Source organism: Maribacter antarcticus DSM 21422 (genome assembly GCF_000621125.1).
Taxonomy (GTDB): domain Bacteria; phylum Bacteroidota; class Bacteroidia; order Flavobacteriales; family Flavobacteriaceae; genus Maribacter; species Maribacter antarcticus.
The window spans coordinates 102,704-128,546 of sequence record NZ_JHZC01000005.1 but is presented as its reverse complement, the minus strand read 5'-3'; the positions used below and the strand labels follow the sequence as shown (position 1 = coordinate 128,546).

The following is a 25,843-nucleotide window of genomic DNA, read 5'->3' as shown; positions in this document are numbered from 1 at the left end:
ATAGCTATCAAAAGCTAATTAATCAATAAAAGAATGAAACACCGTCTAATTCTTATCATGCTTCTTGTGTTAGTTTATGGATGCAATGAGGAAACTTCAAAAGAGCATACATCAGAAGCAGCATCAATTGCTACAATTTTTGACGATTATTATAAATTCAAGGATCGCATAAATCCAATTGAAGCCACCAAAGGAGGTAATTACGCATATAATGATGTTATAGCGAATTATATATCTGACGACTATCAAAAAGACTTGAAAGAAAATTATACTCAATTTTTGAATCGGTTAAATGAATTTGATTGTACCGAACTATCAGAAGCAGACCTTTTGAGTATGAAAGTGATGCAATGGGATTGTGAGGTGAAGTTAGAAGGTTTAAATAATGACATTGTAACCATGGCATCGCCAATTTATAACTTACCTAGTTTTGAATTGATGCCATTATTTCAAATACAGTCACTGCATTTATATGTTGCTCAATTAGCAGCAGGAGAAAGTGTTCAGCCTTTTCAAACCGTTGAAGATTATGACAATTGGTTAAATAGAGTAGATGACTACTTCAGTTTTCTGGATACTTCTATTTCAATGATGAAGGAAGGCATGTCTAAAGACATTGTATTACCAACGGTACTTACTAAAAAAATGATTTCTCAATTGGATGAATTCATTTCAAATCCAGTTAATGATCATTTATTTTATAAGCCAATAGTATCAATACCTGTAAGCATTAATGAAGAAGAGCGCAATCGAATTTCTGCTGCATATAGGAATATGATTACTACTAAATTGAAACCAAAATATACAGCCCTTAAGCAGTTTTTAGTTACTGAGTATTTGCCAGCTTGTAGAGAAACTGCAGGAATTGGAGCTTTACCAAATGGACAAGAAACGTACAATTATCTTATAAAGTTACATACCACTACAACCATGACAGCTGATGCCATTCACGAACTGGGAAAAAGTGAAGTAGCGCGTATTTTAATTGAAATGGAAAATGCTAAAAATAAAATAGGTTTTGAAGGAGACATCAAAACATTTTTTGAGTTTGTCCGTAACAGTCCAGATCAAATGCCTTTTACTGAACCACAACACGTAATTGATAATTTTAATAGCATTAAGGAACGAATTAATAGGACTCTGAACCAGGTTTTTGAATTGAAACCTAAAGCAGATTTTGTGGTGAAACGTACAGAAGCATTTCGGGAAGCCTCGGCAAGTGCTGAATATGTTCCTGGAACTAAAGATGCTTCACGTGCAGGTATTTTTTATGTGCCAATTCCTGATGTAAAAAAATATAATAAATATTCAGATGAAGCACTATTTCTACATGAAGCCATTCCTGGACACCATTATCAATTATCCTTACAACAAGAAAATAAAGAATTACCAGAATTTTTGCATCCAGAAAGCATGGGAGTTTTTGTGGAAGGCTGGGCTTTATATGCTGAATCTTTAGGCACTGAACTTGGGCTTTACAAAGACCCCATTCAATATTTTGGAATGCTAAGTATGGAAATGCATCGTGCTATTCGTTTGGTAGTGGATACTGGAATACATAGTAAAGGATGGACACGTGAGCACGCTATTCAATATTCATTAGACAACGAAGCAGAATCTGAAGCATCAGTAATTGCTGAAATTGAACGCTATATGGCGACGCCAGGACAAGCATTATCCTATAAAATTGGTCAATTGAAAATTAGAGAATTAAGAACAAAAGCCGAAACCAAACTAGGTGATCAATTTAGCATTACAGAGTTTCACAATCAAGTGCTAAATTCTGGAAGTTTGCCTTTGGTATTATTAGAAGAAAAAATTGATAATTGGATTAATACACAAATTTAGATTACGCGGAACATTGTGCGTTTTATTTAATTTTTATAATCTTCCAAACCCCATGTATCTAAACTTATTAAAATATTTTCAAGGGAATTTCCCCTATCGGTTAGTTTGTATTCAACCTTCGGTGGTACAACGGGAAATATTTTTCTTGAAACAAGGCCATCTTTCTCTAATTCCCTTATGGTTTGTGTAAACATTTTGTTAGATATACCTGGAACTTTCTTCTGTAAAACCCCCGAACGTAAAGAACCATCCAATAGATGAAATAAAACCAAAGGCTTCCATTTTGTTCCTATTAAATTCATAGTATAATGTAACGGACAACTACTATTTTTCTTCAAATTAATATTTTATAGTATTGATAATCATTATTTTACCCTTTTTAGTACGTATGTTACCTTTTGGTAAGTTATAGCTTATTAGGCAAATATAAACTAATTTTGAAATTCAAAGTATAACGTATGTCAGCTATCAAAAATTACCCAAAATCATTTTCACATATTGGAATTACAGTTCCTAATATAAAAGAAGCTGTAAAATTTTATTCAGAAGTAATGGGTTGGTACATCATTATGGAACCATCTAAAGTCAAAAAAGAAAAGGAAACTGCAATTGGCCAAATGTGTATTGACGTTTTCGGAGAGGATTGGACGGAATTTGAGATTGCTCATTTAGCAACGTCAGACGGAATTGGAATTGAATTATTTTCATTTCCAAATGGAATAAAAGAAGCGCCTGAATTTAATCCTTTCAATACCGGTCTGTTTCATTTTTGCGTACAGGACCCAAATATTGAAGAGCTAATAGCCAAAATTTTGTCCTATGGAGGTAAACAAAGAATGCCCATAAGAGAATACTTTCCTAATGAAAAGCCATTTAAAATGTGCTATGTAGAAGACCCGTTTGGGATTGTATTTGAAATCTACACGCATAGTTATGAATTAACTTATTCATCTGGTGCATACTCAAAATAAAACCTACGAGTGCCTGTGTAGGTTTAAGATAGCTAATCACAGCTTACAATAAATAGGTGTGTTATCAAAAGCCCCAGGTCCCACTCGTCGTTGACGAGTGGGAACTAAGTGCGCTCGTTTTTCAACAAATAGCAGTTCCACTTATGTTAATTCCTACCCAACATTGTTAGTTTATTAAGATCGAATAATTATTTTACCTTAATTTCTACCAGTAGCTGAAAAACAGGGTATTACATAAATTAAGAAACATAAAGACGAACTCTTTTTAGAGAAATCCATGAATAATTTAAAAGACTTACATATAGAAAAGGAGCTTTTACCTTTGTTCGACTACTCTTTGAATATGTTCGCTAGGAATAAGATTCTTGCCCTTTTAAAAACACCTTTACCCTCGATAGCTATGATTACCGAACGTCAAAACATATTGAGGGGTTTTACGGCGAACCAGAACATCTTGAAGCAGTATTCATATACCGTCTTATACCTAAACGAGGTACATTTTTTTCTGAATGACGAAAAAATAGAGGACTTATCCCAAAAGAAATTTAAATACAAGGTATTTGCTTCTAAGCACGAAAAGACGCGTTATATAAGTAAGTTCAATCAGTTAATTCTGTTTTTTCATCGCTTGGAATCGAGGTATTTTTCAAGACTAGATTTAAAGCAATTTCCAGAGGAATACCAGACTACCATTAAACAAATACTACAGTTCCTGTCAAAATTCAACCTTCACAACTATGCCTATATCATAAGAGAAAAGGGTTTAAAGGACAAGCACATCATCGCCTTAACGGAACTTATTTACGACCTAAAGGAAAAAGAATCAATACCTCTTTTCTGGGAGAATTTATTTCTATTCGAGGCTTATCTATCTATCAATTTGGGAATCCTGAAAAACGATTTCACCTATCCTCAGGTAGGCACAAAACATATTAAATTATTCGATTTTTATCATCCGCTTATCAAAGAGCCGGTAAAGAACGATTTTGAGAACGGAAGTAACGTGATTGTTTTAAACGGACCCAATATGTCTGGTAAGTCCACTTTTTTGAAAGCGGTTGGCCTATGTGTCTATTTTGGTCATATTGGTATTGGAATACCGGCAGCCTGTGGAGAAATCCCATTTTTTAATCATTTTTCTGTCAAAATCAACCGAAGAGATGACATTTTGAACGGTTATAGCCATTTTATGACAGAGGTGATGAACCTGAAAAACATAGTTGAAAGCGCGGGGAACGGAAAGCAATGTTTTGCGATTTTCGATGAACTCTTTAGCGGTACCAATGTAGAAGATGCCTATGAAATTTGTAAAACAACCATAAACGGATTAAGCAAATTTCCAAATTCTTATTTTTTAATATCCACCCACATACAGGAACTGAAAAGCGTTTCAAACGACAACGTTTCAAACTACTATATAGATTGTAAACTAGTAAAAGACTCACCTACGTTTACTTATAAAGTAAAAAAGGGCTGGTCGGATATTAAAGTAGGTCGCATCTTATTTGCTAAAGAAGGGTTGAACGACTTGCTGAACTAAATTTTCATCGATGCTAAACATAAATAGTGCTATCTTCTAGGTGAAATTTATCTAAAAAGGCAGGTCGATATAAAATTAATATAACATAAAGGCCACTAAAATAATGCCTGTTGCGGCAACGGGCACGATTATGAGCATGTAGAGAAATGAGATGATATAAGCCTTAAAAAAAGCACCCTTCCAAGAACTCCTATAAAAATTTCGCAGTGCGAACATTAGGTAAATTACAAAAGAGAAGCAGATGAGCACTTCTATAGCTATGGGAATCTGCCATACTTTATGGATCAAAAGAATGGCACAAAAGGAAGTAAATATAAAGGTGAAAAAATAAAAGCTAAATACCAAATGGTGAGCAAAGGTGGCCGGTTTCCAGTAAAAAATTTTCAGAAACAAGGCAAAAAGTGGTAAAAGAAGAAACATTGCGATGGGAATAGTATCATATAAGACCTGGAGTATACCACCGCCTTGTTTTTCATAAAACTTCAACATTTGTTCATAAAACCTGCGGCTAAATGCATTTGCATCCTCCTTCATACCCATGGCCTCAAATTTATGATCTAAAGGCGCTCCTGCAGTAATCAGCGAATCTAACAACTCGCGCTTAAATCCAAAGGTTATGTTCGCTAACTGTGGACCTGAGCCCATTACCGAATCTAATTCCACTAGCTCTTCATCGGATAAACCAATTAATATTTGATTTTTTTTCAGGACCCTTTTGGCCTCATTGATATCAAGTGTGTCTGCGTTTACCAGTAGTGTGTTCAAGTTATTTTCCTGCTCAAGGCCTTTTTTGATTGCTTGGGAAACTTTCGTATCGGCTTCCCTAACGGTAAAAGAAAATATAAAGAAAAAGATGACGGATATAAAAAGGTAAAATTGTGCAGGATGCAAGTATTTTAAACGTTTCCCATCAACAAACCGCCGAGCCAATGCGCCCGGCTTCAGCATAAGGGTTGCAAAACTCCTAAAGAATCTAGCATCTATAGAGAAGTAGTTTTCTATTGTATTACTAAACAGGACCCCAACGGTGAGGTTGTCTATCGCTTCTTGCCCGCAATAAGGACAGTACTCATAAGAAGAATCAAACGTGTGTTCGCAGTTCCTACATTTTTCGTTGGTCGGCATCTGTAATTCTTTTTTTAAAAGTACAACAAACTGAAGGTCAAACAAGAACCCGATTTGTAATTATGCTTTGGAATGAAATAAACACTTATAAAAAAATTAAAAACCCTGAGTAGTGTCTATACAAGAGAAGAAAATTGAGGTATTCGTACTAATGATACCCAATTGGAAAGAAACTACAGGGATGTCAATAACAGCTTTATGTAATTCGGCTATTGGTTACACTGGAAAGTCTGTGTATTTTTAGACCGGTAGACCTCTGCGGTTGCTTTTCATGGGATAAAATCAAAACAATCGAAAAGATTGTACTATCTAGGAGGTATAAATTAATAGCTTGCTCCTTGCAAAAAAAAGTATAGGATACATACAAAACTGAGCATAACATAAACGTCTGAAATTCTAAAGGTGCCATGAAATTTTTTAAACTATTTCTGTTTTTTTCCATTCTTACCGTGGCCTCCTGTAAAAACGAGCCTATCCCAAAAATGAGTATTATTCCCCAACCCAACAAAATTAGTTACCAAGAAGGTACTTTTTTAATAACAACGGAAACCAAGATTGTTGTAGCAGATTCAAAAGAAGGTCGGTTAATCGCTGAAGCACTCCAAACCTTTTTAGTTGAAAAATTTAAGCTAAACCTACAGATAGCAACAGCATCGCAAACGAATGCTATCCAACTCATCTTATCCGAAGAACAAGGGGGTAAAGAGGCATACGGACTGGAGGTGTCTACATCTGGTGTTTTAATCCGTGGAAACTCTTACCATGGGGTTTTTTATGGGGTACAAACCTTAAAACAGTTACTAACACCAAAAACAATACTCAAAAAACCAGCACTTAATTTTATAAGTATAGCTGATGCTCCAGCGTTTGGGTGGCGCGGTATGATGTTGGATGTTTCGCGTCATTTCCTAGCAACAGATTCTGTTAAACAAGTCATCGATATTTTGGCCATGCATAAAATGAATAAGTTTCATTGGCATTTGACAGATGGCATTGGATGGAGAATTCAGATTGACAAATACCCCGAATTGACTAAAAAAGGGGCTTGGCGAAAGGTAAAGGCCGATAAGAAGCCATGGGAAGACTTTGAGGCTACATATGAAGATGGCGATGGCGAGGTGTATGGCGGATATTATACCAAAGACGATATCACCGAAATAATTACCTACGCCGCTGAACGATATATTGATGTAATTCCCGAAATTGAAATGCCAGGACATTCTGAAGCAGCATTGCAGTGTTATCCTGAATTGAGTTGTGACGGTACCGAAAATTCTGGGGTGTACTGTGCAGGAAACGATGCGACCTTTGAATTTTTACAAAACATTATTAGGGAAGTTACACCGCTGTTTCCAAATAAATACGTGCATATTGGTGGGGATGAAGTTGGCAAGGACGCTTGGCTGCGCTGTACAAAATGTAAAAAAAGAATGCAGAACGAAGATCTGGTTAGTGGCGAAGCACTACAAAGTTATTTTGTAAAACGGATGGAAAAATTTGTGCATGCCCAAGGCAAAAAATTATTAGGCTGGGATGAAATTATGGAAGGTGGTTTACCGGAAAGAGCAACGGTTATGTCTTGGAGAGGTTTTGAAGGCGGTATTGAAGCCGCAAACGCTGGTCACGATGTCGTGATGTCACCAGGTTCTCCCTTATATTTTGACCATAACCAAGGTAAAAGTGAATTTGAGCCACCGTCGTGGGGCGGTTATAATAGCCTACTTAAAGTTTATAATTTTAATCCTGTTCCAGGGGATATTGCAGCTGATAAAAGACATCACATCCTAGGAGGGCAGGCAAACCTTTGGACCGAGCAGATTAAGTCACTGAGTCATATTCAATATATGATGCTACCAAGGCTATCGGCTTTATCCGAAGCATTGTGGACAAACCCTAATCAGAAAAACGAACAGCAATTCATCAAAAAAATAGCTATCCATTTTGATAGGTTAACGGCATTAGACTATACTTTTGCCGAGAGTTCCTTGTCTCCCGATTATAAGGTCAGCTATACTAAAACAACAAAAGAATTCGTGCTCGAACTACAAAACGAGCTGGGTATACATGACATCAGATATACCTTGGATGGTACTGCTCCAACCCTAAGTTCTGGTCTGTATGGGGAACCCATTCGCTACACGGCACCCATAGATGTATATGCGCAGACTTTTAGAAATGGGAAGCCAATAGGGTTTCCATTAAAAAAAACCTTTTCTACAGGCTCCAGCGATACCTACGCCATTGCCTATACCAATATGTATAACCAGAGCTATAGCGGTGGTGGCGATTTCGCCTTATTCGATAATGCATTTGCTAACTCCCGGGGCGACGACCCTAATTGGCAGGGACTTCCTCAAAAAGATTTCGAGGTAACTATTGATTTAAGTGAAGTCAATGGGGTATCCTATATTGGTTTAAACTTTTTTCAGCACATTGCCGCCACGTCTGTGATGTTACCCACCGAGGTTATGATTGCCATTTCAGAAAATGGAACCGACTATACAACTGTATTCGCGGAACAATTGGAAACAATAAAGGGCAGAGATCCTATTATCAAAAGAATAGAAGCTGCCTTTGAAAAACAAAATGTTTCCTTTATTAAAATTTCAGCAAAAAATAGAGGTCAATTACCAGAATGGCATATTAGATCAGGAGATGCCTGGCTATTTGTTGATGAAGTTACGGTCAAGTAAACCACCACAGCTAATTATACCAAATTATCAAAATTAACTAGTACTACTTATAAATTTCACCCATTCTAAATTTTAACCATCTTCCATACCTATTATGAAATTAAATTATTTAAAAGTTTTCAGTGTTATTCTTCTATTTGTTGGAGGGGCATGTAACGATGCTGAACAGAAAGAGGATACAAAACCCAATGTGCTATTGTTTTATCTTGATGATAGCGGATATGGAGATTTTGCACACAACGGGAACCCTACCATAAAAACGCCGAATATCACAAAACTAAAAGAGAGCGGGGTTAATTTTACGCAGTTTTATGTTACCTCCCCAGCATGTTCTGCGTCGCGCTATTCCCTAATAACAGGACGTTATCCTGGACGCTCGGGATTAGGCTCTTGGGTAATTGGTCCTAATGCAAAGAAACATCTCCATAAAAAAGAAGTAACCCTTGCTGAAGGCTTAAAATCTGTAGGCTATAAAACAGGGCTGTTTGGGAAATGGCATCTGGGCTCACCCAACAAGAACAATCAATTTTCTAAAGAAACACTGCCTCTTGCACATGGATTTGACACATGGATTGGAACAAATGTTTCGCACGACTACCGTACCTCAATGCTTATAAAAAGCAATCCTCTAGGTAAAAACCCAATTCCTGGTTATGAACTAATTGCAAAAGACTTACCTGATAATGTAAAAATTTCAGAATCGTTAACTGGTATATGTACAAAAGCGACTATTGACTTTATAAAAGAAAACCAAAAGAAGCCATTCTTTGCGTATGTTGCTTATAACATGCCACACCTTGGCCTTTTTGTTAGTGACAAATTTAAAGGCACGTCTCGTAATGGGGTTCTTGGAGATGTAATAGAAGAGTTGGATGCTTCTATTGGTGCTATTATGCAAACTTTAGAAAATGCCGGCTTAACAGAAAATACAATTGTGATTTTTGCTTCAGATAACGGGCCTTGGGTTAAATTTAGTAATCAGTCTGATACTAGATATGGGGATACGAGATTGCAAGTTGGTTACGCCACTCCATTTAAAGACGGTAAGGGTTCTACTTGGGAAGGAGGACATCGAGTACCAGGAATTATTAGTTGGCCTGCCAAAATTAAAGGAAACAGAAATGAACAAACTCCTATTAGTACCTTAGATATATTGCCGACAATTTTCAAAATAACGGGTGTAGCATTACCAAAAGAGAGCACTATTGACGGCAGAGATATTCGTTCATTATTAATGCCTGAGTACTATAAAAGCAAGCTCGATAAATTTAAATTTTTCTATTCTTATTCCGATAACCAGCCTTCAGCAATTCGAAAAGACAAATGGAAATTACATATTCGTATCGGTTCTCAAACTAAAAATAATTACGGCTTTACTGCGTCTAGAGAAACGCCTTTATTGTTTCAAGTCGAAAAAGATTTAGGAGAGCGAATTGATGTATCAAAACAATACCCAGGAAAAGTTTCAGAACTTCGAACTGATGTAGAAAGGTTTGAGGAACAAATAACAAAAGAAGGTACTTTTTGGGATATAAAATAAAACCTAACGCTAATTGATTAATAGGTATATGAAATATGGAAACTAGCTAGTATTCTTTAGATTTGAAGTATTCCAAATATTAGCGACTTTCGGTCAATTAGAGGATATCTACCATTTAAAGGGTTTTATAAACGCGTGCCAGTAATAATCTAACTAAAAAACCAACTATGAAGAATTATGTAAAGCTATTAATCATCATCCTTTGTATTGGTTGTACCGATAACAAAAAAGAAACTACCCGTTTGGTACAAGTAGACCAAACTACGATTGGCAAACATATGCAGCGTTTAGCTTCAGATGATTTTCTAGGGAGAAAACCATTTACAGCTGGTGAAGTTATTACCGTAAACTATTTAAAAGATGAATTTAAAAAGCTAGGTCTTTTACCTGGAAACGGAAATAGCTATTTTCAAGATGTACCCATGGTAGAAATTACTGGAGCCCCATCTGAGCATATGCTTATTTCGGGAACTCAAGGCAGCTTCAATTTGGACTACCTAAAGGATTTTGTAGCCACTACAAATAAACCGGTAACTGATATTGGTTTGGAGAATTCCGAGCTTGTTTTTGCAGGCTATGGCATTGTCGCTCCAGAATATGGGTGGAACGATTACGAAGGCATCGATTGGAAAGGGAAAACAGCGGTCGTTTTAATTAATGATCCTGGTTTTAAATCTGGTGACTCCACCTTGTTCAAGGGGAATGAAATGACCTATTATGGTCGTTGGACCTACAAGTATGAAGAGGCGGCACGACAAGGTGCAGAAGGGCTTATTATAATCCATGATACGGAGCCAGCCTCTTACGGTTGGAACGTAATTGAATCTGGTTGGACTGGTGCCAGATTAACTATTGAAAGTGATTTACCACTTCTACATGTAGAATCTTGGATAAGTGGCGCGAGTGCTCAAAAAATGATGGAAGCATCGACTATGAAAGGTCAAGATTTTAAAGTGATATCCAGAGAAAAAGGCTTTAAACCCATTGCTTTAGACTTAAAGGTTTCGGTAGACATAAAGAATGAAATTAAAAAAGATGTTTCTAAAAATGTAGTAGCATTAATACCCGGTACGGAACGGAAAGATGAAACGATCATCTATTCCGCACATTGGGACCATTTTGGTATTGCAAAAACAATTAATGGGGATTCAATTTATAATGGCTCCGTGGATAATGCATCAGGAACAGCTGGCTTGTTAGCGATTGCAGAAGCATTCAAGAATAACGGTCCTACAAAACGCTCTTTGGTATTCATAGCAGTTACCGGAGAAGAACAAGGCTTGTTAGGTTCCGCTTACTATGCTGAAAATCCTATTTATACCCCTTCAAAAACGATAGCAAACATTAATATGGATGCCCTAGATAGTCCAGAAAAAATGAAAGATTTAACGATTACGGGTTATGGACAATCTGAAATGGATATGTATGCAAAAGAAGCAGCGCTTGCCCAAGACAGATACATCATTCCAGACCCGGAAGCTGAAAAAGGGTATTTCTTTAGATCGGATCATTTCAATTTTGCAAAAATTGGTATTCCTGCCTTGTATGCAGGTGGGTCTTACGAAGGCTTCACAAAATCTATTGAGGAAATACAAGCCCTAAAGGATGATTACATTAACAATAAATACCATCAACCTTCTGATGAATACAATCCAGAAATAACTGAATTGAGTGGCGTCCAGCTAGATTTACAACTCTTTTTTAATGTAGGATTGAAATTATCCAATGAAGCTAATTTTCCCAAATGGTATGATGGGAGCGAGTTTAAAGCTGCAAGGGAATAAGCGGAACGCTGGGAATTAGTGTTTTTATTGAATACAGTCACTCAATTAATCTATGTTGTCAAGGAAAAAATTCCTGTATTTGTTTTGGACACTTTTCATTACCTCTGATTTGTCTAAATCATGGTCTTTATGAACATTCGATTTATTATTATCACGCTATTTTTAAACCGCATACAGAAGCTTAAAACTACTTTAAATAACTCAATTACAGGGAATAGTACAACAGATAAAATGGACTAGTACCTAATAAAACTTATCAACTTAAAAAATTTATGTACGGAATACAATACACTTATGAACCTTCACCTAGTGCCCGTAGTTCCCTGTTTTATTTTAGGCACCTTAGTACTAATTATTAAAAAAGGCACCACGATTCATAAAGGTTTTGGACGCGTATATATGGTGTTAATGCTATTTACGGCTTGTGTTACACTCTGTATGCTCGCAGACGTAGGCCCACAATTCTTGAATCACTTTGGATGGATACATAGTTTTAGTTTTCTAACTATTTATGAGGTTCCCACAGCATATCTGGCGATAAAAAAAGGAAATGTGAAAGTCCATAAACGGAAAATGATTTTGCTGTACTTTGGCGCCATCATTATCGCAGGCGGATTTACGTTCGTACCAGGGAGTACTTACATGAGGTGTTTTTTGGAGGATAAAAAATAGTGTGCAGAGAGTAGTTGCTAGCCGGTAGTTACCAACGGGCGGTTAACTGCCATTAGTTTTAACAACGAAGCGCCATCAAACCTCTTTTACTCAACCTTTAAAAATTTACCATCTAAAGATTAACAGCTACAAATTATAAACTATTTCTTTCGTTTGATCAACTCCGACTCAATATCCTTTAGCGTAAATCCTTTTGCTTGCAAGAGTATCATATAGTGAAATAATAAATCGCCACTTTCGTACAGGAACAATTCATCGTTATCGTCCATAGCTTCAATTACCGTTTCCACGGCCTCCTCCCCTACTTTTTGGGCTATTTTATTGATGCCCTTGTTGAATAGGGATGCCACATATGACTTTTCACCATCGGCTGCGTTACGGCGTAGTTTAATAGTATTCTCTAATTCCGAAAAGTAGCCGAATTGCGATTCGTTCTTTTCAGCCCAACAAGTATCACTACCCGTATGGCATACAGGTCCTACCGGGTCTACGGAAATGAGCAAGGAATCCTGATCACAATCGTTCTTAATACTGACCACATTTAAAAAGTTGCCACTTTCTTCCCCTTTGGTCCATAAGCGTTGCTTGGAACGACTAAAAAACGTGACTTTCCCCGTTTCTTGGGTTTTTTCTAAACTTTCTTGGTTCATGTAGCCCAGCATCAAAACGTTTTTGGTGCGTGCGTCTTGGATGACGGCTGGTACTAATCCGTTTGTCATCTTTTCCCAGTTCGGTATGCTAAAACCCCAATTTTTTTTATTCATTTTCTATAATTTTTTATTTGTCCGTATGAGCACGGTCTAAGGCCTTTCATGTTCTATTCCCTTTTACTCAGGCTCAAAATCACGTTTCATTACTTATTTATTACTCGTCATTTAGAATGCTCTTTGGCAACACAACCACATAGTCAGATTCTTATTGGACGACACAGAAACAGGTTCAGAATACCCTTTAGTTATATTAACAATTAACTAGGCTAAAGCAAACTTAACAGCAGCATAAGCATGTTCTTTGGTCGTATCGATAACCGCAATATCACAGTCCTCTTTTCGAATTAATAAAGGTATTTCGGTGCAGCCTAAAATTACAGCTTGTGCACCTTCTTTTTCGGCTTTTTTAATAATCTCTAAATAATACTTCTTAGATTCAACCTTTATAACACCCTTAGCGAGCTCGGAATATATTACCTTATGTACCACATCCCTATCCTCTTTATTAGGTATTAAGATTTCAATGCCAAATTGATTTTTGAGGATGTCTTTGTAAAAATCCAATTCCATCGTATATTTTGTACCTAGCAGTAACACTTTTTGGTATCCTTTTTTTTGTACTGCCTTACCGGCTACTTCCGCTATGTGTAACAAAGGAATCGAGATACTTCTTTTCATCGTTGGAACACTAAGATGCATTGTATTGGCACAGATTAGAATGATTTCTGCACCTGCGTTTTGCAGTCGTAACGCGATATCCGTCATTTGAGCATGTAACACATCCCATTCACCATTAGCCTGTTTTTTAGATATTTCTGCAAAATCAACCGATTCAATAATACACTCGCATGAATGTTGATTACCCAAAGTTTCGGCTACTTTAGTATTTAATAATTGATAATACAATTGTGTGGATTGCCATGTGATACCGCCTATTAATCCTATTTTCTTCATGGTTTTGAATTAAAAATTCCTGCTACTTGTAAGCCTGAGCGCAGTCGAAATTAGTTACCTTAAATATTGTGACTCAATTCTATATTGTATTAACAATAATTTTATAATCTAACCGGAATTCCTTCTTTTTGTAACTCCTTTTTTAAATCGTTTATTTCAATTTCTTTAAAATGGAAAACACTGGCGGCCAAGGCTGCGTCCGCTTTTCCTTTTACAAAGGTATCGGTGAAATGTTGCATATTTCCAGCACCTCCTGATGCAATAATGGGAATGTTAAGCTCGGTAGATAAACGAGCCAGTGCTTCGTTTGCAAATCCGTCTTTGGTACCGTCATTGTCCATAGAGGTAAATAGTATTTCTCCAGCACCCCTTCGTTCCACTTCCTTGGCCCAATCAAAAAGGTCTAACTCGGTTGGCACTTTTCCACCTACCAAGTGTACCGTCCATTTGCCATCAATTTGTTTTGCATCAATCGCCACAACAATACATTGCGATCCAAATTTAGCCACTAAATCATTGATTAATCGCGGATTTTTAACCGCCGAGGAATTAACGGAAACCTTATCTGCACCATTCTGTAATAGAATATCAACGTCTTTTACCGAAGAAATACCACCACCCACGGTAAACGGAATATTTATTTTTTCGCCAATACGGTAGACTAAGTCCGCCAAGGTTTTTCGTTTTTGCTCCGTTGCCGAAATATCTAAAAAAACAAGCTCATCAGCACCTTCTCTGCTATATATTTCTGCAAGTTCTACTGGATCGCCAGCGTCTCGCAAATCAACAAAATTGATACCTTTTACGGTTCTACCATCTTTTATATCCAAACAGGGAATAATTCTTTTTGCGAGCATTATGCTTTATTATTTTTGGTATTCAAATCCATTCCCTCATAAAATCCTAAATCTTTATTTTTCAACTGCTTTACCCAAAATGCAATTTGACCGGTGTGATAGGAATAGTGTTCTACAGCATGTAAAACGACCCCTACTCCCGAAAAGGAAAAACCTTGAACTTGCCTCATCTTCAAAAATTGATCTATTGTAGCATCAAATATGACCCGTTTGGCCGTATTAACAGTAGCATTCAGTGTTTGAAGTAGCTCTATTTTTGTGAGTCCACTTATTGCTATAAATTCCCCATCCCTATTTCGTTTATCCTCTGTTTCGCCAAGCGACGAAATGATATATTGAGAAATATTTCCACTCAAATGCAAAATCAAATTTGCTATACTAGCTAGGGAAGCGTTAGGTTTTTGCCAGATTTCTTCATCGGTTAATTCATCCAAGCTCCTATTAATCATACGGGTACTTTCATCCATCCGATAAAGTGTATTTTTAACCAATTCTTCAATAAGCTGCTCTTCTTTATCCATGGCTTAAAATGTACGTTTCCAGTTGTTTTAGGCTAATTCTATTCTCATAGATTGCTTTACCAATAATGGTACCTTCACAACCTAATTCGGCAAGTTTGGGCAATTCATCAAACGTAGCTATTCCCCCAGATGCAATGAGTTTAAGTGGCTGTTCACCAGCTATTCTAGTCATTATTTTTTGGTATAAATCAAATGAAGGTCCTTCTAACATGCCGTCCTTGCTAATATCGGTACAAATCACATATTGAATACCTTTGGCTTGATATGATTGAATAAACGGAATTAGTTCCTCTTTAGACTCCTCTTGCCATCCGGAAACCGCCACTTTTTCATCCAAAGCATCGGCACCTAAGATAATTCTATCAGCTCCATGTTTTTCAATCCAACCTAAAAATATTTCTGGGTCCTTTACTGCAATACTGCCTCCAGTAATCTGACTTGCGCCACTTTCAAAAGCGATACGTAAATCTTCATCTGTCTTTAAACCACCCCCAAAATCAATTTTTAATTGGGTCTGAGAGGCAATCTGTTCAAGCACCCTGTGGTTTATAATGTGTTTAGATTTTGCTCCATCCAAATCTACTAAATGTAAAAACTGAATTCCGCTTGCTTCAAACTCCTTGGCCACTTCTAAAGGATGCTCGTTATATATTTTCTTGGTATCATAATCTCCTTTTGAGAGTCGAACACATTTACCGTCTATGATATCTATGGCGGGTATTATTCTCATTTTTTAACGTAAATTTTGTTTATCTATGCTCATCCATATAGGTGAATCTCCAATTTTTTTAAATCCAAAACGTTGGTAAAAACTATGGGCATCTTTGGTTTTTAAGGCTACTGTTTTAAGGCTTTTTATAACATCATCCTTAAGCATATGCGCTACTAGTTTTTTACCATATCCTTTACCTTGAAACTTTGTAAATATGATGAAATCCATAAAATATCCAAAATATATGTAATCTGTCACCACCCTTGCAAAACCAACCTGTTCATTTTCTAGGGTATACATTCCAAAACAATAGGAATTCAATATTGTCTTTTCAACATCTTCCACGATTCTGCCATCACTCCAATATTCATCAGCTATGAAATGTTTTATGGCATATACATTCAATAAACGTTTATCGTTTGAGATGAAAAAATTATTTTCCATTACATTTTTAAAAAATTGAATAAGATATTTTCACCAACCGTACTACTTTTTTCTGGGTGAAACTGAGTAGCATAAAAATTATCCTTTTGTAACGCAGCACTGTATCTTGAACCATACTCACATTCAGCAATAGTCTCTGCGCAAACTGGCGCATAGAAACTATGTACCAAATAAATATGCTCTTTTTCATTAATCCCTTTAAACAATTGAGATTTTAAATTGGTTATTTGATTCCAGCCTATTTGTGGGACTTTTACAGTAGTACCAAACTTAAGCACATTTACATCAAAAATACCTAACCCCTCTGTCCCACCTTCTTCAGATGCATTACACATCAATTGCATACCTAGGCAAATTCCTAGTACCGGCTGTTTTAAGCTTGGAATCAAATCGTGCAAACCACTTTCCCAAAGTTTAGCCATGGCGCTACTCGCCTCTCCAACACCTGGAAATATGACTCTATCTGCATTTCGAATTTCTTCCACATCATTACTCAGAATAGCGGTATGCCCCAACCTTTTAATGGCGAACTTGATACTCTGGATGTTTCCTGCTCCGTAATTAATAATTACTATTTTCATTAATTTAGTATTAGGTACTGCGTACCGAGTAAAAACAAATCTTAAAGTCTTTTACTATTATAACATTCCTTTAGTACTCGGTAAAACCATTTTTTCGACATCTCGTTTTACAGACATCTTTATAGCCTTAGCGAAGGCTTTAAAAATAGCTTCTATTTTATGATGTTCGTTAGTACCTTCTGCCTTTATATTTAGATTGGCCTTCGCACCATCCGTGAAGGATTTAAAAAAGTGATGGAACATTTCTGTTGGCATGTCGCCTACTTTTTCACGTTTGAAATCGGACTTCCAGACCAACCAGTTACGTCCTCCAAAATCTATAGCTACCTGAGCTAAACAATCATCCATGGGCAAACAGAAGCCATAGCGCTCAATACCTAATTTATTTCCCAATACAGTATAAAAAACTTCTCCCAGTGCGATTCCAGTATCTTCTATGGTATGGTGTTCATCAACCTCTAAATCACCATTTACCTTAATCGTAAGGTCCATTTGCCCATGACGCGCTAACTGGTCTAGCATATGATCAAAAAATGCAAGCCCTGTCTTAATATCGCTTTTACCAGTGCCGTCTAAGTTCAACTTAATATAGATATCTGTTTCGTTGGTTTTCCTTGTTATTTCCGAGGTTCGTTCCTTAAGTTTTAAAAACTCATATATTTTTTCCCAATCATTGGTTTCCAATCCAATAATACTATCCAAGGCTTCTCGCTTAACCGTAATTTCACCTGTACCTAGATGGGTATCGTCATTGATAAAAATTCCTTTTGCTCCAAGATTTTTAGCCAGTTCTATGTCGGTCAATCGATCACCAATTACAAAGGAATTTTCAAGGTCATAGCTATCAGTAAAATACTCGGTTAGAAGACCTATTCCTGGTTTTCTAGTATTTGCGTTTTCATGTGGAAAAGTTCTGTCCAGAAATACCTTTTTAAAAACAACACCTTCCTGTTCAAAAGACTTTAGAATGAAATTATGTACAGGCCAAAAGGTATCCTCGGGAAATACATCGGTTCCCAAGCCATCTTGATTGGTTATCATAACCAACTCATAATCTAACTCCTTGGCAATTTTCCCTAAAAACGTGAATGCTTTAGGGTAAAATACCATTTTTTCAAAAGCGTCTATTTGTTCTTCTGCGGTTTCCTTTATAATAGTTCCATCACGGTCTATAAATAGGACACGTTTACCTCTAGAAGAAATATTTTTTTCTTGTTTTACGTAACTCATACTAATGATTTTAATGCGGTATTTAAAAGGGTATTCTCTTCGGGAGTTCCAATCGTAAATCGTAATGTGTTTTCACAAAGGGGCTGCGTTGTTCGGTTACGAACTACGATTCCTTTCTCTAACAACTGATTGTATCGTTTTAAAGCATCATCCACTTTAGCCAATACAAAGTTGGCATCTGAGGAATATATTTTTAAAATAAAGGAAATTTCCGATAAGGCTTCTATAAGTAGTTTACGTTCTCCAAGAATGACAGCAACTTCTTCTTGCACAGATTTCTGGTCGGATACGCGTTCCATTGCGCTTTGCTGCGTCAATTCATTTATATTATACGGTGGTTTTATTTTGTTTAGAACAGCTATTATCTGTTCCGAAGCGATACAGATTCCTAGCCTGATTCCAGCCATACCATATGCCTTAGACAACGTCTGTGTTATCACTAAATTTGGATATTTGGATAATTGAGACACCCAACTTTGTTCAGATGAAAAATCAATATAAGCTTCGTCTATGACTACCAAGCCTTTGAAGTTTTCCAGTAATATTTCAATTTTTTGGCTCGATATGCTATTGCCAGAGGGGTTATTGGGCGAACAGATAAACAACATTTTAGAATTGGTATCCATAGTGTTTAAAATCGCATCTACATTCGGCTGAAAATCAGTATCCAACAAAACGGTTCGGTTTTCTATCGTATTAATCCCTGATAACACTTGATACATACCATACGTAGGGGGTAACGTGATAACGTTATCCAATCTAGGCTCACAAAAGGCACGGAACAACAAATCTAATACTTCGTCGCTACCGTTTCCTAGAAGTATATTTTCTTCCTTTATACCTTTCTGCTTGGCTAAAATAGATTTAAGACTGCGTTGTTTAGGGTCTGGGTATCTGTTTACACCATTCTCAAACGGATTCTCATTGGCATCTAAGAATACCATTTTAGAGCCATCTGAAACATACTCATCCCGTGCAGAAGAATAAGGATTTAGGCCCTTTACATTTTCTCGTGTTATGCTCTCTAGATTGAAACTCATTTTAAACTATTCAAACGAAGTGTAACTGCATTTTTATGCGCTTGTAAACCTTCAGCTTCTGCCATTAACTCAATTGCATTTCCTATATGCTGAATACCTTCTGCTGAAATCTTCTGAAAGGTCATACTCTTCATAAAACTATCCAGATTCACCCCACTATATTGCTTCGCATACCCGTTTGTGGGTAAGGTATGATTTGTTCCAGAAGCATAATCTCCAGCGCTTTCTGGAGTATAATTACCAATAAAAACAGAACCTGCGTTTACCGTGTTTTCTAAATAAAAATCCTCGTTAGACACACAGACAATATAATGCTCCGGACCATATTCATTGATTAAATCAATAGCCGTTTGGTCATCTTCAACAAAAATCAATTTGCTGTTGGCAATTGCCTGACGTGCAATTTCCTTTCTAGGTAAATCTTCTAATTGTAACGCAACTTCACGTTCTACGCTAGCTATCATATCTTTTGATGTTGACACGAGAATGACCTGACTGTCCACTCCATGTTCCGCCTGACTCAATAAATCTGATGCTACAAAAGCAGCATTCGCTGAATCATCTGCAACGACCAGCAATTCACTTGGTCCGGCAGGCATATCAATGGCAACTCCATGCTTTGTGGCAAGCTGCTTTGCTACCGTTACATATTGATTTCCTGGCCCAAATATTTTGTAAACCTGTGGTACTGTTTTCGTACCAAAAGTCATTCCTGCAATTGCCTGAATCCCACCAACTTTTATAATTTTAGTTACTCCACAGAGTGATGCGGTATACAGGATAGCAGGGTCTAATTTACCTTCGGTATTTGGTGGTGAACAAAGTACAATTTCTTTACAACCAGCTATTGTTGCTGGTACGGCTAACATAAGGATTGTTGAAAATAAAGGGGCTGTTCCTCCTGGTATGTATAACCCTACTTTTTGAATGGGACGCTTTTCTTGCCAGCATCTAACTCCGTTTGTAGTTTCTACCTCCACCCTATCTGTAACTTGTGCCTTATGGAATAATTCAATATTTGATTTTGCTAATTGAATCGCCGCCTTTAAACCTGGCGAAACTGTCTTTTTAGCCTCTGCAATCTCTGCAGGTGTGACCAACAAATCATCTAATGAAACCTTGTCAAACTGTTGCGTATATTTTTTAATAATAGCATCACCTTCTGCCTCGACTTCCTTAAAAATATCATTTACCAAACCTTCAATAGCTTCCACAGTCTGTGTAGGTCGTCTTAAAACGTCCTTCCAATCTTCTTTTTTTAGATTATATATTTTCTTCATTTGCTTTCCTTTTAGTCCTAACGTTTATCAAAATCAAGAGGGCTTACAAAACCATCTTCTCAATTGGGCAAACCAAAATACCTTCTGCACCAGCTTGTTTTAATTCATCTATCACTTCCCAAAAGGTATCTTTGTTAATTACCGTATGCACAGAACTCCATCCCTTATCTGCCAGCGGAAGTACCGTGGGGCTTCTCATTCCTGGTAAGAGCGCTAGAATCTCATTAAGCTTATCATTTGGTGCATTCAACAATACATATTTTGACTGCCGTGCTCTTAAAACCGATTGAATCCTAAATTTTAATTTACGTAGTATTGCTTTTTGTTCCTCAGAAATAGATGGGGAAACTGCTAAAACGGCTTCACTTTTAAGCATTACCTCCACCTCCTTTAAATTATTCCTGAACAACGTACTACCACTAGAAACAATGTCGCAAATACCATCCGCCAAACCAATATTAGGTGCAATTTCTACAGAACCACTAATAATGTGCAGGTCTACGTTTACTCCTTTTCTAGCCAAATAGTTTTTTACAGTATTTGGATAGGATGTGGCAATGCGTTTTCCTTCAAAATCTTTCACAGAGTTGTATTTAAAAGATTTTGGCACGGCCAAAGATACTTTACACTTAGAAAATCCCAACTTTTCTACAATAGTAATATCCGTTCCCTTCTCTATCAATACATTTTCACCTATGATGGCAATATCTACCACGCCATCTCTAAGGTATTGCGGAATATCACCGTTACGTAAATAAAATACTTCCATAGGAAAGTTTCTACTAGACGCTTTTAGCTGATCTTTCCCATTATCTATAGAGATACCACAGTCTTTAAGTATTTGAAGGGAATCTTCGTTCAACCTTCCTGATTTCTGAATTGCAATTCTAATTCTTGTCATTTGTCTTTATTGATGTTGAACAACCAAAACAGGTCGAAAAACAAAACCCGTTTGATTGCTCAAACGGGTTTTTAAATATGTTGTACTACTACAATACATTCCTACCTCGCCTAAGCGTATGTGTGGAAATGATGATGTATAGTTCTATTTTGCATTACTATGTAAAAGTAAACGGTATTTTCGATTTCACAAAACAAAAGTTTAAAATGAAACAAAATAATTCTAAACGTTTATTAGTTGTTTCCTAAAATCAATGGTAAGCCAGAGTCTCCACTGCCTACAATAACTACTTTAGAGTTTGGCGATTTTGCTAATTCTAACGTAGCATCGATACCTTTATCCTGAAGAATCTTATCGGTCAATGACGCGCTCAAAATTCTATTTGCATCTGCTTTACCTTGTGCTTCAATTGTTACTTTTTCAGCTTCTTTTTTAGCGGTAACTAATCTAAATTCATATTCTAAAGACTCCTGCTCTTGCTTCAGTTTACGCTCTATTGCTTCCTTTATCGTTGGGGGTAATGTAACATCCCGTACCAGTATTTCATTTAATTGAATGTATTGTCCTTCAACTATTTTTTGAGTTTCGTCGAAAATCTCTTGTTGGATTGCATCCCTTTTACTCGAGTACAATTGTTCTGGTGTATAACGCCCAACAACACTTCTTGCTGCTGACCGAATTGTAGGTAGTAATACACGTTGGATATACTCTGTACCCTTCTCTTGGTGCAATTTACCTAAATCATTACGTATTGGTTCAAACCATGCAGATGCTTCCAATTTGATATCCAAACCATTACTTGACAATACATTCATACTTTCAAGCACTTCTTGTTGTCGTACCTCATAAATAGTTACTCTATTCCATGGCGCTACTAGATGAAAACCCTCGCCCATTGGCGGCTGATCCGTTACTACACCACCTCCAAAAGTTTTATACAAAACCCCGGCCTGACCTGAGTCTATAGTAACAGTTGATTTTGATATTCCAATAACTAAAATGATAAAAATAAATATAGCCGGTAAGGCTATTTTTGGTAATTTGTCCATCATATTCTTTTTAAATTAATCCGTTATATTTTCTAATAAACCACTCAAGTGAAAAAGCCATAACGATAAGCCCTAAGAGTATTTTAAAATCAATCAAAGATACACTATTTTCAATGCTTTTCTGGGTAGGAACAAAGGCTTTAGATGAAATTAATTCTGTTGCTATTTGTTCAAAATTCGAAGAAAAAGTATGCATACCTCCCGAGCTTTGGGCGAGCTTCTGCATCTTCTTATAATTGCTGGAAACAAATTGTTTTTCCAAGTCAAAATTGGAGATGGTAAATGCTCCTGTTTCTTTATAGTTTTCATCTTTGACTTCTACCGAAAATTCGTAGTCCCCAGGCGCTAAATTCGTTAAGTCCGCTTCAAAATAGGCGTTTTTTAAAACCATAGGCATCATATTTACTGCCATTGTTTCCTTATTCCTTACCGAAATATCTATTAGAGCATTTGAATCAAACACATAGGTTGCATCAAAATAGGTAGCGGAAATGAACGCCGTATTACTTCCTTCGTAATTAAAGCTATACGTAATGTTTAGCCGGTTTTTTGTGATGTTGGTGGATAGGTACCTAATCAATTTCCCTAAAAACGTATCCATATTTGAAAAATCTCCAGTATTCCTAAAAGACTGTACCCGCCATTTCCATAAGCCTTCCCCTATTAAAAGTCCTTTTTTTATAGTGTTTTTACCATAAACAGTTAACAAAGGAGATTTCATATCAACTCCTTTTATACTTATACCTAGTAGTGTTTCATTAGTTTGATTGAATGTTACCGGACCTGCATCGCTTTCCAACGGTGGAAAATCACTTACATCAAAATCCGTAATATCATATTTAGAAAAACCACTATTTAAATTCCCAAAAAATTCTTGCTGAGGATAACCGTTTTCGATTTTAAAATCTTCTTGGATACCGTTCAAAAAATTGAAATCTGTGTGTACACCACTAATGATGAGTACGTTAGACCGCTTCTGTTCCAAAAATTTAAAAACTTTTCTAAATCCTGTATTGGGTTGATACAGAATAAAAAGATCCGCTTGCTCAAAAGCCTCTAAACCTGCTGAGGGTTTTAATATGACCACCTGTCTTTGTTTATTGCTTTCAATACTCTTTTTTAGAGTACCTAAATCGGGATGAGTAATATCAGAAACTAACGCAACCGTAGTTTTTTCATCTATAACCTCTACGGATGTTATGCGTGTATTGTTAGTAATGTTGCGCTCGGTAGGTACTGGTTGTACCGTTACGCTGATACTTTTGACCCCAATCTTACTTGCGGTAACAAGGGTCTTAATATTTTTTAAATTATTACCCCTGGATAGACCTATGGTTTCTGAATACACGGAGGCACCGTTTACCTTAACTGCTACTTTTGCCTTAACCGTGCCCTGTCCCTGATAAGACACATAAGTCTCTAAAGGGTATTTGTTGTTCAAGAACGCGTATTTGTTCGTGTTTATAGGACCAATACTCAAGTCTTCGTATGCTGTAGTGTCGCCCACAGTTATTGTATAAATAGGTGGAGAATTCACCTTATTAGAAAAAGTGTAATCACGACCAATATTTTGATTTCCGTCAGAAATAAGAACCACTGCCATATTTTTTCTAGCGTAAACATCAGCCAATGTTGCTAACGGTTGTTGAATATTCGTTTGTACATCTAAAAAAGAAAGACTGTCCAACGGCCGTAAGCTTTTACCAAATTGATAAGATGTTATATCAAACCTATCCGATAGCTCCGGATGATTTATAAGCGCCGACACTATATCTTTTACCTTTTTTCCACTATCCTGAATGGAACTTGAATTGTCTATAAGTAGTGCAAGATTTGGCTTTTGTAAAATATAGTTAACCTTAGAAAATTTTGGATTTATAAGCAACAGTAAAATCCCAAAGATTCCAATATATCGCAAAACGGAAAGTAATATGCGAAGCCTTCCTTTATGCTTGCCCCTAAAATAGTATTGAAAATATACCACGACAACAGACAAAATCGCAGCTACAACTATAAAAAATACCGTGTTTATATGCATACGCTAGTTCTCTCGCTTCTCATAGTTCTCCTTTTTCTTATCCTCAAGCCGTTTTTTATTAAGATACATCAGCGTACAAAAAATACCGCCATAAATAAGTATCGCAGGAATATATTCCATAACCTATCTATTTTAATTTAACTGCTGTACCATAGGCCAACATTTCGGCAGCGCCCTGCATCACTTGAGAAGTAGTAAACCTTACATTTACAACGGCATGGGCACCTAAACCTTCGGCATCGTCCAACATACGCTTAATAGCTTGTTCTCTAGATTGTGCCAATAATTCGGTGTATTCTGAAATTTCACCACCTACAATATTTTTTAGGCCCGCAAAAAGGTCATGGCCAATGTTTCGTGCCCTAACTGTACTTCCACGTGCGATGCCTAAAGATGCTGTTATTTCCTTACCGGCAATATAAGCCGTTGTAACATATAGCATAGTTTCTATAGATTTGTCAATGTGTTTTTATGTTAACATACCACCGTCCACATTAAGGACTTGACCCGTAACGTAAGCAGAAAGATCCGATGCAAAGAACAAACAGGCATTCGCTATGTCTTCAACAGAACCACCTCTTTTTAATGGAATACCATCTCTCCAACCCTGAACTATTTTCTCGTCAAGTTTATCTGTCATTTCAGTCTCTATAAAACCAGGGGCTATAGCATTGCAGCGAATATTCCTAGACCCTAATTCTAAAGCAACTGATTTAGTAAATCCTATCATACCTGCCTTTGAAGCGGCATAATTGGTTTGTCCGGCATTACCTTTCACTCCCACAACGCTACTCATATTAATTATAGATCCACGTCTTTGTTTTAGAAGTGTTCGTTGAACCGCTTTTGTCATATTAAAAACCGATTTTAAGTTGATGTCTATAACGGTATCAAAATCAGCTTCTGACATACGCATCAAAAGATTATCCTTTGTAATTCCTGCATTATTAATTAGTACGTCAATTACACCGTCAAAGTCCTTTAACACTTCGTTGACTAGCGTATCGGCTTCGTTGAAATTTGCAGCGTTGCTTTTATATGCTTTTGCCTTGACTCCTTTAGCTGTAAGTTCTTTTTCTAACGCCAATGCAGGTGCCTCACTAGAGCTATAAGTGAAAGCAACATTAGCTCCGTGGTCCGCAAATACTTTAGCGATACCCATCCCTATGCCTCGACTTGCGCCTGTAATAATAACATTTTTTCCGTCTAGTAGTTTCATTGTTTAATCTTTTTGATAGTTGGTGTATTGGTTAGGGTTATAAGGGAGCTTAAACTAATTATCTTAATTTTTAACAGACAGCATAAATAGCTATCGGTAAAACAAAAATCCATCGACCTAAAAATAAGACCGAT

The 25,843-nt window shown here is 36.7% G+C and carries 24 protein-coding genes; 7 read left to right on the top strand and 17 right to left on the bottom strand.

Annotated elements, in window-relative coordinates; genetic code table 11:
- The first annotated feature begins 33 nt into the window (after nt 1–33).
- The gene (locus tag Q360_RS0104055) at nt 34–1,848 is read left to right on the top strand and encodes a DUF885 domain-containing protein (RefSeq protein ID WP_027075953.1); all 1,815 of its coding nucleotides are present in this window, start codon (nt 34–36) and stop codon (nt 1,846–1,848) included.
- A 26-nt stretch (nt 1,849–1,874) separates the two neighbouring features.
- Here the strand turns inward: Q360_RS0104055 and Q360_RS0104050 are convergent, their stop codons facing one another.
- The gene (locus tag Q360_RS0104050) at nt 1,875–2,150 is read right to left on the bottom strand and encodes a winged helix-turn-helix transcriptional regulator (protein ID WP_051554558.1); all 276 of its coding nucleotides are present in this window, start codon (nt 2,148–2,150) and stop codon (nt 1,875–1,877) included.
- 156 nt (nt 2,151–2,306) lie between these two features.
- On the opposite strand from Q360_RS0104050, the gene Q360_RS0104045 reads away from it, so the two are divergent.
- Both Q360_RS0104045 and Q360_RS24400 read left to right on the top strand, forming a co-directional pair.
- Entirely contained in the window at nt 2,307–2,819 is a 513-nt protein-coding gene (locus tag Q360_RS0104045; protein ID WP_027075951.1) for a VOC family protein, read from the top strand.
- A 277-nt stretch (nt 2,820–3,096) separates the two neighbouring features.
- A complete protein-coding gene (locus tag Q360_RS24400; RefSeq protein WP_051554557.1) occupies nt 3,097–4,359 on the top strand; it encodes a MutS-related protein in 1,263 nt (420 codons plus the stop codon).
- Between the two features lie 75 nt (nt 4,360–4,434).
- Here the strand turns inward: Q360_RS24400 and Q360_RS0104035 are convergent, their stop codons facing one another.
- On the bottom strand, nt 4,435–5,484 hold the full coding sequence (locus Q360_RS0104035) for a DUF3667 domain-containing protein (RefSeq protein WP_027075950.1): 1,050 nt from the start codon (nt 5,482–5,484) through the stop codon (nt 4,435–4,437).
- 407 nt (nt 5,485–5,891) lie between these two features.
- Between Q360_RS0104035 and Q360_RS0104030 the strand changes: the two genes are divergently transcribed.
- The 4 genes from Q360_RS0104030 (at nt 5,892) to Q360_RS22220 (ending at nt 12,173) form a co-directional block, all read left to right on the top strand.
- Complete coding sequence (locus Q360_RS0104030; protein WP_051554556.1) at nt 5,892–8,177, top strand: beta-N-acetylhexosaminidase; 2,286 nt, start codon at nt 5,892–5,894, stop codon at nt 8,175–8,177.
- Nucleotides 8,178–8,271: 94 nt separating this feature from the next.
- Nucleotides 8,272–9,717: a sulfatase family protein gene (locus Q360_RS0104025; RefSeq protein WP_027075948.1), complete on the top strand. Its 1,446-nt coding sequence runs from the start codon at nt 8,272–8,274 to the stop codon at nt 9,715–9,717.
- Between the two features lie 167 nt (nt 9,718–9,884).
- Complete coding sequence (locus Q360_RS0104020) at nt 9,885–11,501, top strand: M28 family metallopeptidase (protein ID WP_027075947.1); 1,617 nt, start codon at nt 9,885–9,887, stop codon at nt 11,499–11,501.
- A 294-nt stretch (nt 11,502–11,795) separates the two neighbouring features.
- Nucleotides 11,796–12,173 carry a DUF2306 domain-containing protein gene (locus Q360_RS22220; RefSeq protein WP_051554555.1) on the top strand — a complete coding sequence of 126 codons (378 nt, stop codon included), beginning with the start codon at nt 11,796–11,798 and terminating at the stop codon, nt 12,171–12,173.
- 140 nt (nt 12,174–12,313) lie between these two features.
- Here the strand turns inward: Q360_RS22220 and hisIE are convergent, their stop codons facing one another.
- From hisIE to fabG, 15 genes are all read right to left on the bottom strand, one after another.
- A complete protein-coding gene (hisIE, locus tag Q360_RS0104010; RefSeq protein ID WP_051554554.1) occupies nt 12,314–12,937 on the bottom strand; it encodes a bifunctional phosphoribosyl-AMP cyclohydrolase/phosphoribosyl-ATP diphosphatase HisIE in 624 nt (207 codons plus the stop codon).
- A 207-nt stretch (nt 12,938–13,144) separates the two neighbouring features.
- Nucleotides 13,145–13,837, bottom strand: a complete 693-nt coding sequence (locus Q360_RS0104005; protein ID WP_027075945.1) for an aspartate/glutamate racemase family protein — start codon at nt 13,835–13,837, stop codon at nt 13,145–13,147.
- Between the two features lie 101 nt (nt 13,838–13,938).
- Nucleotides 13,939–14,694 (bottom strand): imidazole glycerol phosphate synthase subunit HisF, encoded by a 756-nt coding sequence (gene hisF / locus Q360_RS0104000; RefSeq protein WP_027075944.1) that lies wholly within the window; start codon nt 14,692–14,694, stop codon nt 13,939–13,941.
- The gene (locus Q360_RS0103995; protein ID WP_027075943.1) at nt 14,694–15,215 is read right to left on the bottom strand and encodes a DinB family protein; all 522 of its coding nucleotides are present in this window, start codon (nt 15,213–15,215) and stop codon (nt 14,694–14,696) included. Before Q360_RS0103995 ends, hisF begins: the two co-directional genes overlap by 1 nt.
- Nucleotides 15,208–15,945, bottom strand: coding sequence for a 1-(5-phosphoribosyl)-5-[(5-phosphoribosylamino)methylideneamino]imidazole-4-carboxamide isomerase (hisA, locus tag Q360_RS0103990; RefSeq protein ID WP_027075942.1), 738 nt, complete (start codon nt 15,943–15,945; stop codon nt 15,208–15,210). Before hisA ends, Q360_RS0103995 begins: the two co-directional genes overlap by 8 nt.
- A gap of 3 nt (nt 15,946–15,948) precedes the next feature.
- A complete protein-coding gene (locus Q360_RS0103985) occupies nt 15,949–16,371 on the bottom strand; it encodes a GNAT family N-acetyltransferase (protein ID WP_027075941.1) in 423 nt (140 codons plus the stop codon).
- Nucleotides 16,371–16,952 carry an imidazole glycerol phosphate synthase subunit HisH gene (hisH, locus tag Q360_RS0103980; RefSeq protein WP_027075940.1) on the bottom strand — a complete coding sequence of 194 codons (582 nt, stop codon included), beginning with the start codon at nt 16,950–16,952 and terminating at the stop codon, nt 16,371–16,373. Before hisH ends, Q360_RS0103985 begins: the two co-directional genes overlap by 1 nt.
- A gap of 57 nt (nt 16,953–17,009) precedes the next feature.
- On the bottom strand, nt 17,010–18,182 hold the full coding sequence (gene hisB / locus Q360_RS0103975) for a bifunctional histidinol-phosphatase/imidazoleglycerol-phosphate dehydratase HisB (RefSeq protein ID WP_051554553.1): 1,173 nt from the start codon (nt 18,180–18,182) through the stop codon (nt 17,010–17,012).
- Entirely contained in the window at nt 18,179–19,222 is a 1,044-nt protein-coding gene (gene hisC, locus Q360_RS0103970; RefSeq protein ID WP_027075938.1) for a histidinol-phosphate transaminase, read from the bottom strand. Before hisC ends, hisB begins: the two co-directional genes overlap by 4 nt.
- Complete coding sequence (hisD, locus tag Q360_RS0103965; RefSeq protein WP_027075937.1) at nt 19,219–20,502, bottom strand: histidinol dehydrogenase; 1,284 nt, start codon at nt 20,500–20,502, stop codon at nt 19,219–19,221. Before hisD ends, hisC begins: the two co-directional genes overlap by 4 nt.
- Nucleotides 20,503–20,545: 43 nt before the next feature.
- Entirely contained in the window at nt 20,546–21,403 is an 858-nt protein-coding gene (hisG, locus tag Q360_RS0103960) for an ATP phosphoribosyltransferase (RefSeq protein ID WP_027075936.1), read from the bottom strand.
- Nucleotides 21,404–21,636: 233 nt separating this feature from the next.
- Entirely contained in the window at nt 21,637–22,452 is an 816-nt protein-coding gene (locus Q360_RS0103950; RefSeq protein WP_027075934.1) for a prohibitin family protein, read from the bottom strand.
- Between the two features lie 10 nt (nt 22,453–22,462).
- On the bottom strand, nt 22,463–24,490 hold the full coding sequence (locus Q360_RS0103945) for a vWA domain-containing protein (RefSeq protein WP_027075933.1): 2,028 nt from the start codon (nt 24,488–24,490) through the stop codon (nt 22,463–22,465).
- Between the two features lie 127 nt (nt 24,491–24,617).
- The gene (locus Q360_RS0103940; RefSeq protein ID WP_027075932.1) at nt 24,618–24,932 is read right to left on the bottom strand and encodes a YbjQ family protein; all 315 of its coding nucleotides are present in this window, start codon (nt 24,930–24,932) and stop codon (nt 24,618–24,620) included.
- A gap of 27 nt (nt 24,933–24,959) precedes the next feature.
- Nucleotides 24,960–25,709, bottom strand: coding sequence for a 3-oxoacyl-[acyl-carrier-protein] reductase (gene fabG, locus Q360_RS0103935; protein ID WP_027075931.1), 750 nt, complete (start codon nt 25,707–25,709; stop codon nt 24,960–24,962).
- Between the last annotated feature and the right edge of the window lie 134 nt (nt 25,710–25,843).

Bases quoted from the DNA above. Each gene is read 5' to 3' on its own strand.
- Q360_RS24400 (WP_051554557.1), top strand. From the start codon at position 3,097: ATGAATAATTTAAAAGACTTACATATAGAAAAGGAGCTTTTACCTTTG.
- hisG (WP_027075936.1), bottom strand. From the start codon at position 21,403: ATGACAAGAATTAGAATTGCAATTCAGAAATCAGGAAGGTTGAACGAA.
- Q360_RS0104050 (WP_051554558.1), bottom strand. From the start codon at position 2,150: ATGAATTTAATAGGAACAAAATGGAAGCCTTTGGTTTTATTTCATCTA.
- hisF (WP_027075944.1), bottom strand. From the start codon at position 14,694: ATGCTCGCAAAAAGAATTATTCCCTGTTTGGATATAAAAGATGGTAGA.
- hisD (WP_027075937.1), bottom strand. From the start codon at position 20,502: ATGAAGAAAATATATAATCTAAAAAAAGAAGATTGGAAGGACGTTTTA.
- hisA (WP_027075942.1), bottom strand. From the start codon at position 15,945: ATGAGAATAATACCCGCCATAGATATCATAGACGGTAAATGTGTTCGA.
- Q360_RS0104005 (WP_027075945.1), bottom strand. From the start codon at position 13,837: ATGAAGAAAATAGGATTAATAGGCGGTATCACATGGCAATCCACACAA.
- hisC (WP_027075938.1), bottom strand. From the start codon at position 19,222: ATGAGTTTCAATCTAGAGAGCATAACACGAGAAAATGTAAAGGGCCTA.
- Q360_RS22220 (WP_051554555.1), top strand. From the start codon at position 11,796: ATGAACCTTCACCTAGTGCCCGTAGTTCCCTGTTTTATTTTAGGCACC.
- Q360_RS0103940 (WP_027075932.1), bottom strand. From the start codon at position 24,932: ATGCTATATGTTACAACGGCTTATATTGCCGGTAAGGAAATAACAGCA.
- Q360_RS0104045 (WP_027075951.1), top strand. From the start codon at position 2,307: ATGTCAGCTATCAAAAATTACCCAAAATCATTTTCACATATTGGAATT.
- Q360_RS0104035 (WP_027075950.1), bottom strand. From the start codon at position 5,484: ATGCCGACCAACGAAAAATGTAGGAACTGCGAACACACGTTTGATTCT.
- Q360_RS0104020 (WP_027075947.1), top strand. From the start codon at position 9,885: ATGAAGAATTATGTAAAGCTATTAATCATCATCCTTTGTATTGGTTGT.
- Q360_RS0103945 (WP_027075933.1), bottom strand. From the start codon at position 24,490: ATGCATATAAACACGGTATTTTTTATAGTTGTAGCTGCGATTTTGTCT.
- Q360_RS0103985 (WP_027075941.1), bottom strand. From the start codon at position 16,371: ATGGAAAATAATTTTTTCATCTCAAACGATAAACGTTTATTGAATGTA.
- Q360_RS0103995 (WP_027075943.1), bottom strand. From the start codon at position 15,215: ATGGATAAAGAAGAGCAGCTTATTGAAGAATTGGTTAAAAATACACTT.
- Q360_RS0103950 (WP_027075934.1), bottom strand. From the start codon at position 22,452: ATGGACAAATTACCAAAAATAGCCTTACCGGCTATATTTATTTTTATC.
- Q360_RS0104055 (WP_027075953.1), top strand. From the start codon at position 34: ATGAAACACCGTCTAATTCTTATCATGCTTCTTGTGTTAGTTTATGGA.
- hisH (WP_027075940.1), bottom strand. From the start codon at position 16,952: ATGAAAATAGTAATTATTAATTACGGAGCAGGAAACATCCAGAGTATC.
- Q360_RS0104030 (WP_051554556.1), top strand. From the start codon at position 5,892: ATGAAATTTTTTAAACTATTTCTGTTTTTTTCCATTCTTACCGTGGCC.
- hisB (WP_051554553.1), bottom strand. From the start codon at position 18,182: ATGAGTTACGTAAAACAAGAAAAAAATATTTCTTCTAGAGGTAAACGT.
- fabG (WP_027075931.1), bottom strand. From the start codon at position 25,709: ATGAAACTACTAGACGGAAAAAATGTTATTATTACAGGCGCAAGTCGA.
- hisIE (WP_051554554.1), bottom strand. From the start codon at position 12,937: ATGAATAAAAAAAATTGGGGTTTTAGCATACCGAACTGGGAAAAGATG.
- Q360_RS0104025 (WP_027075948.1), top strand. From the start codon at position 8,272: ATGAAATTAAATTATTTAAAAGTTTTCAGTGTTATTCTTCTATTTGTT.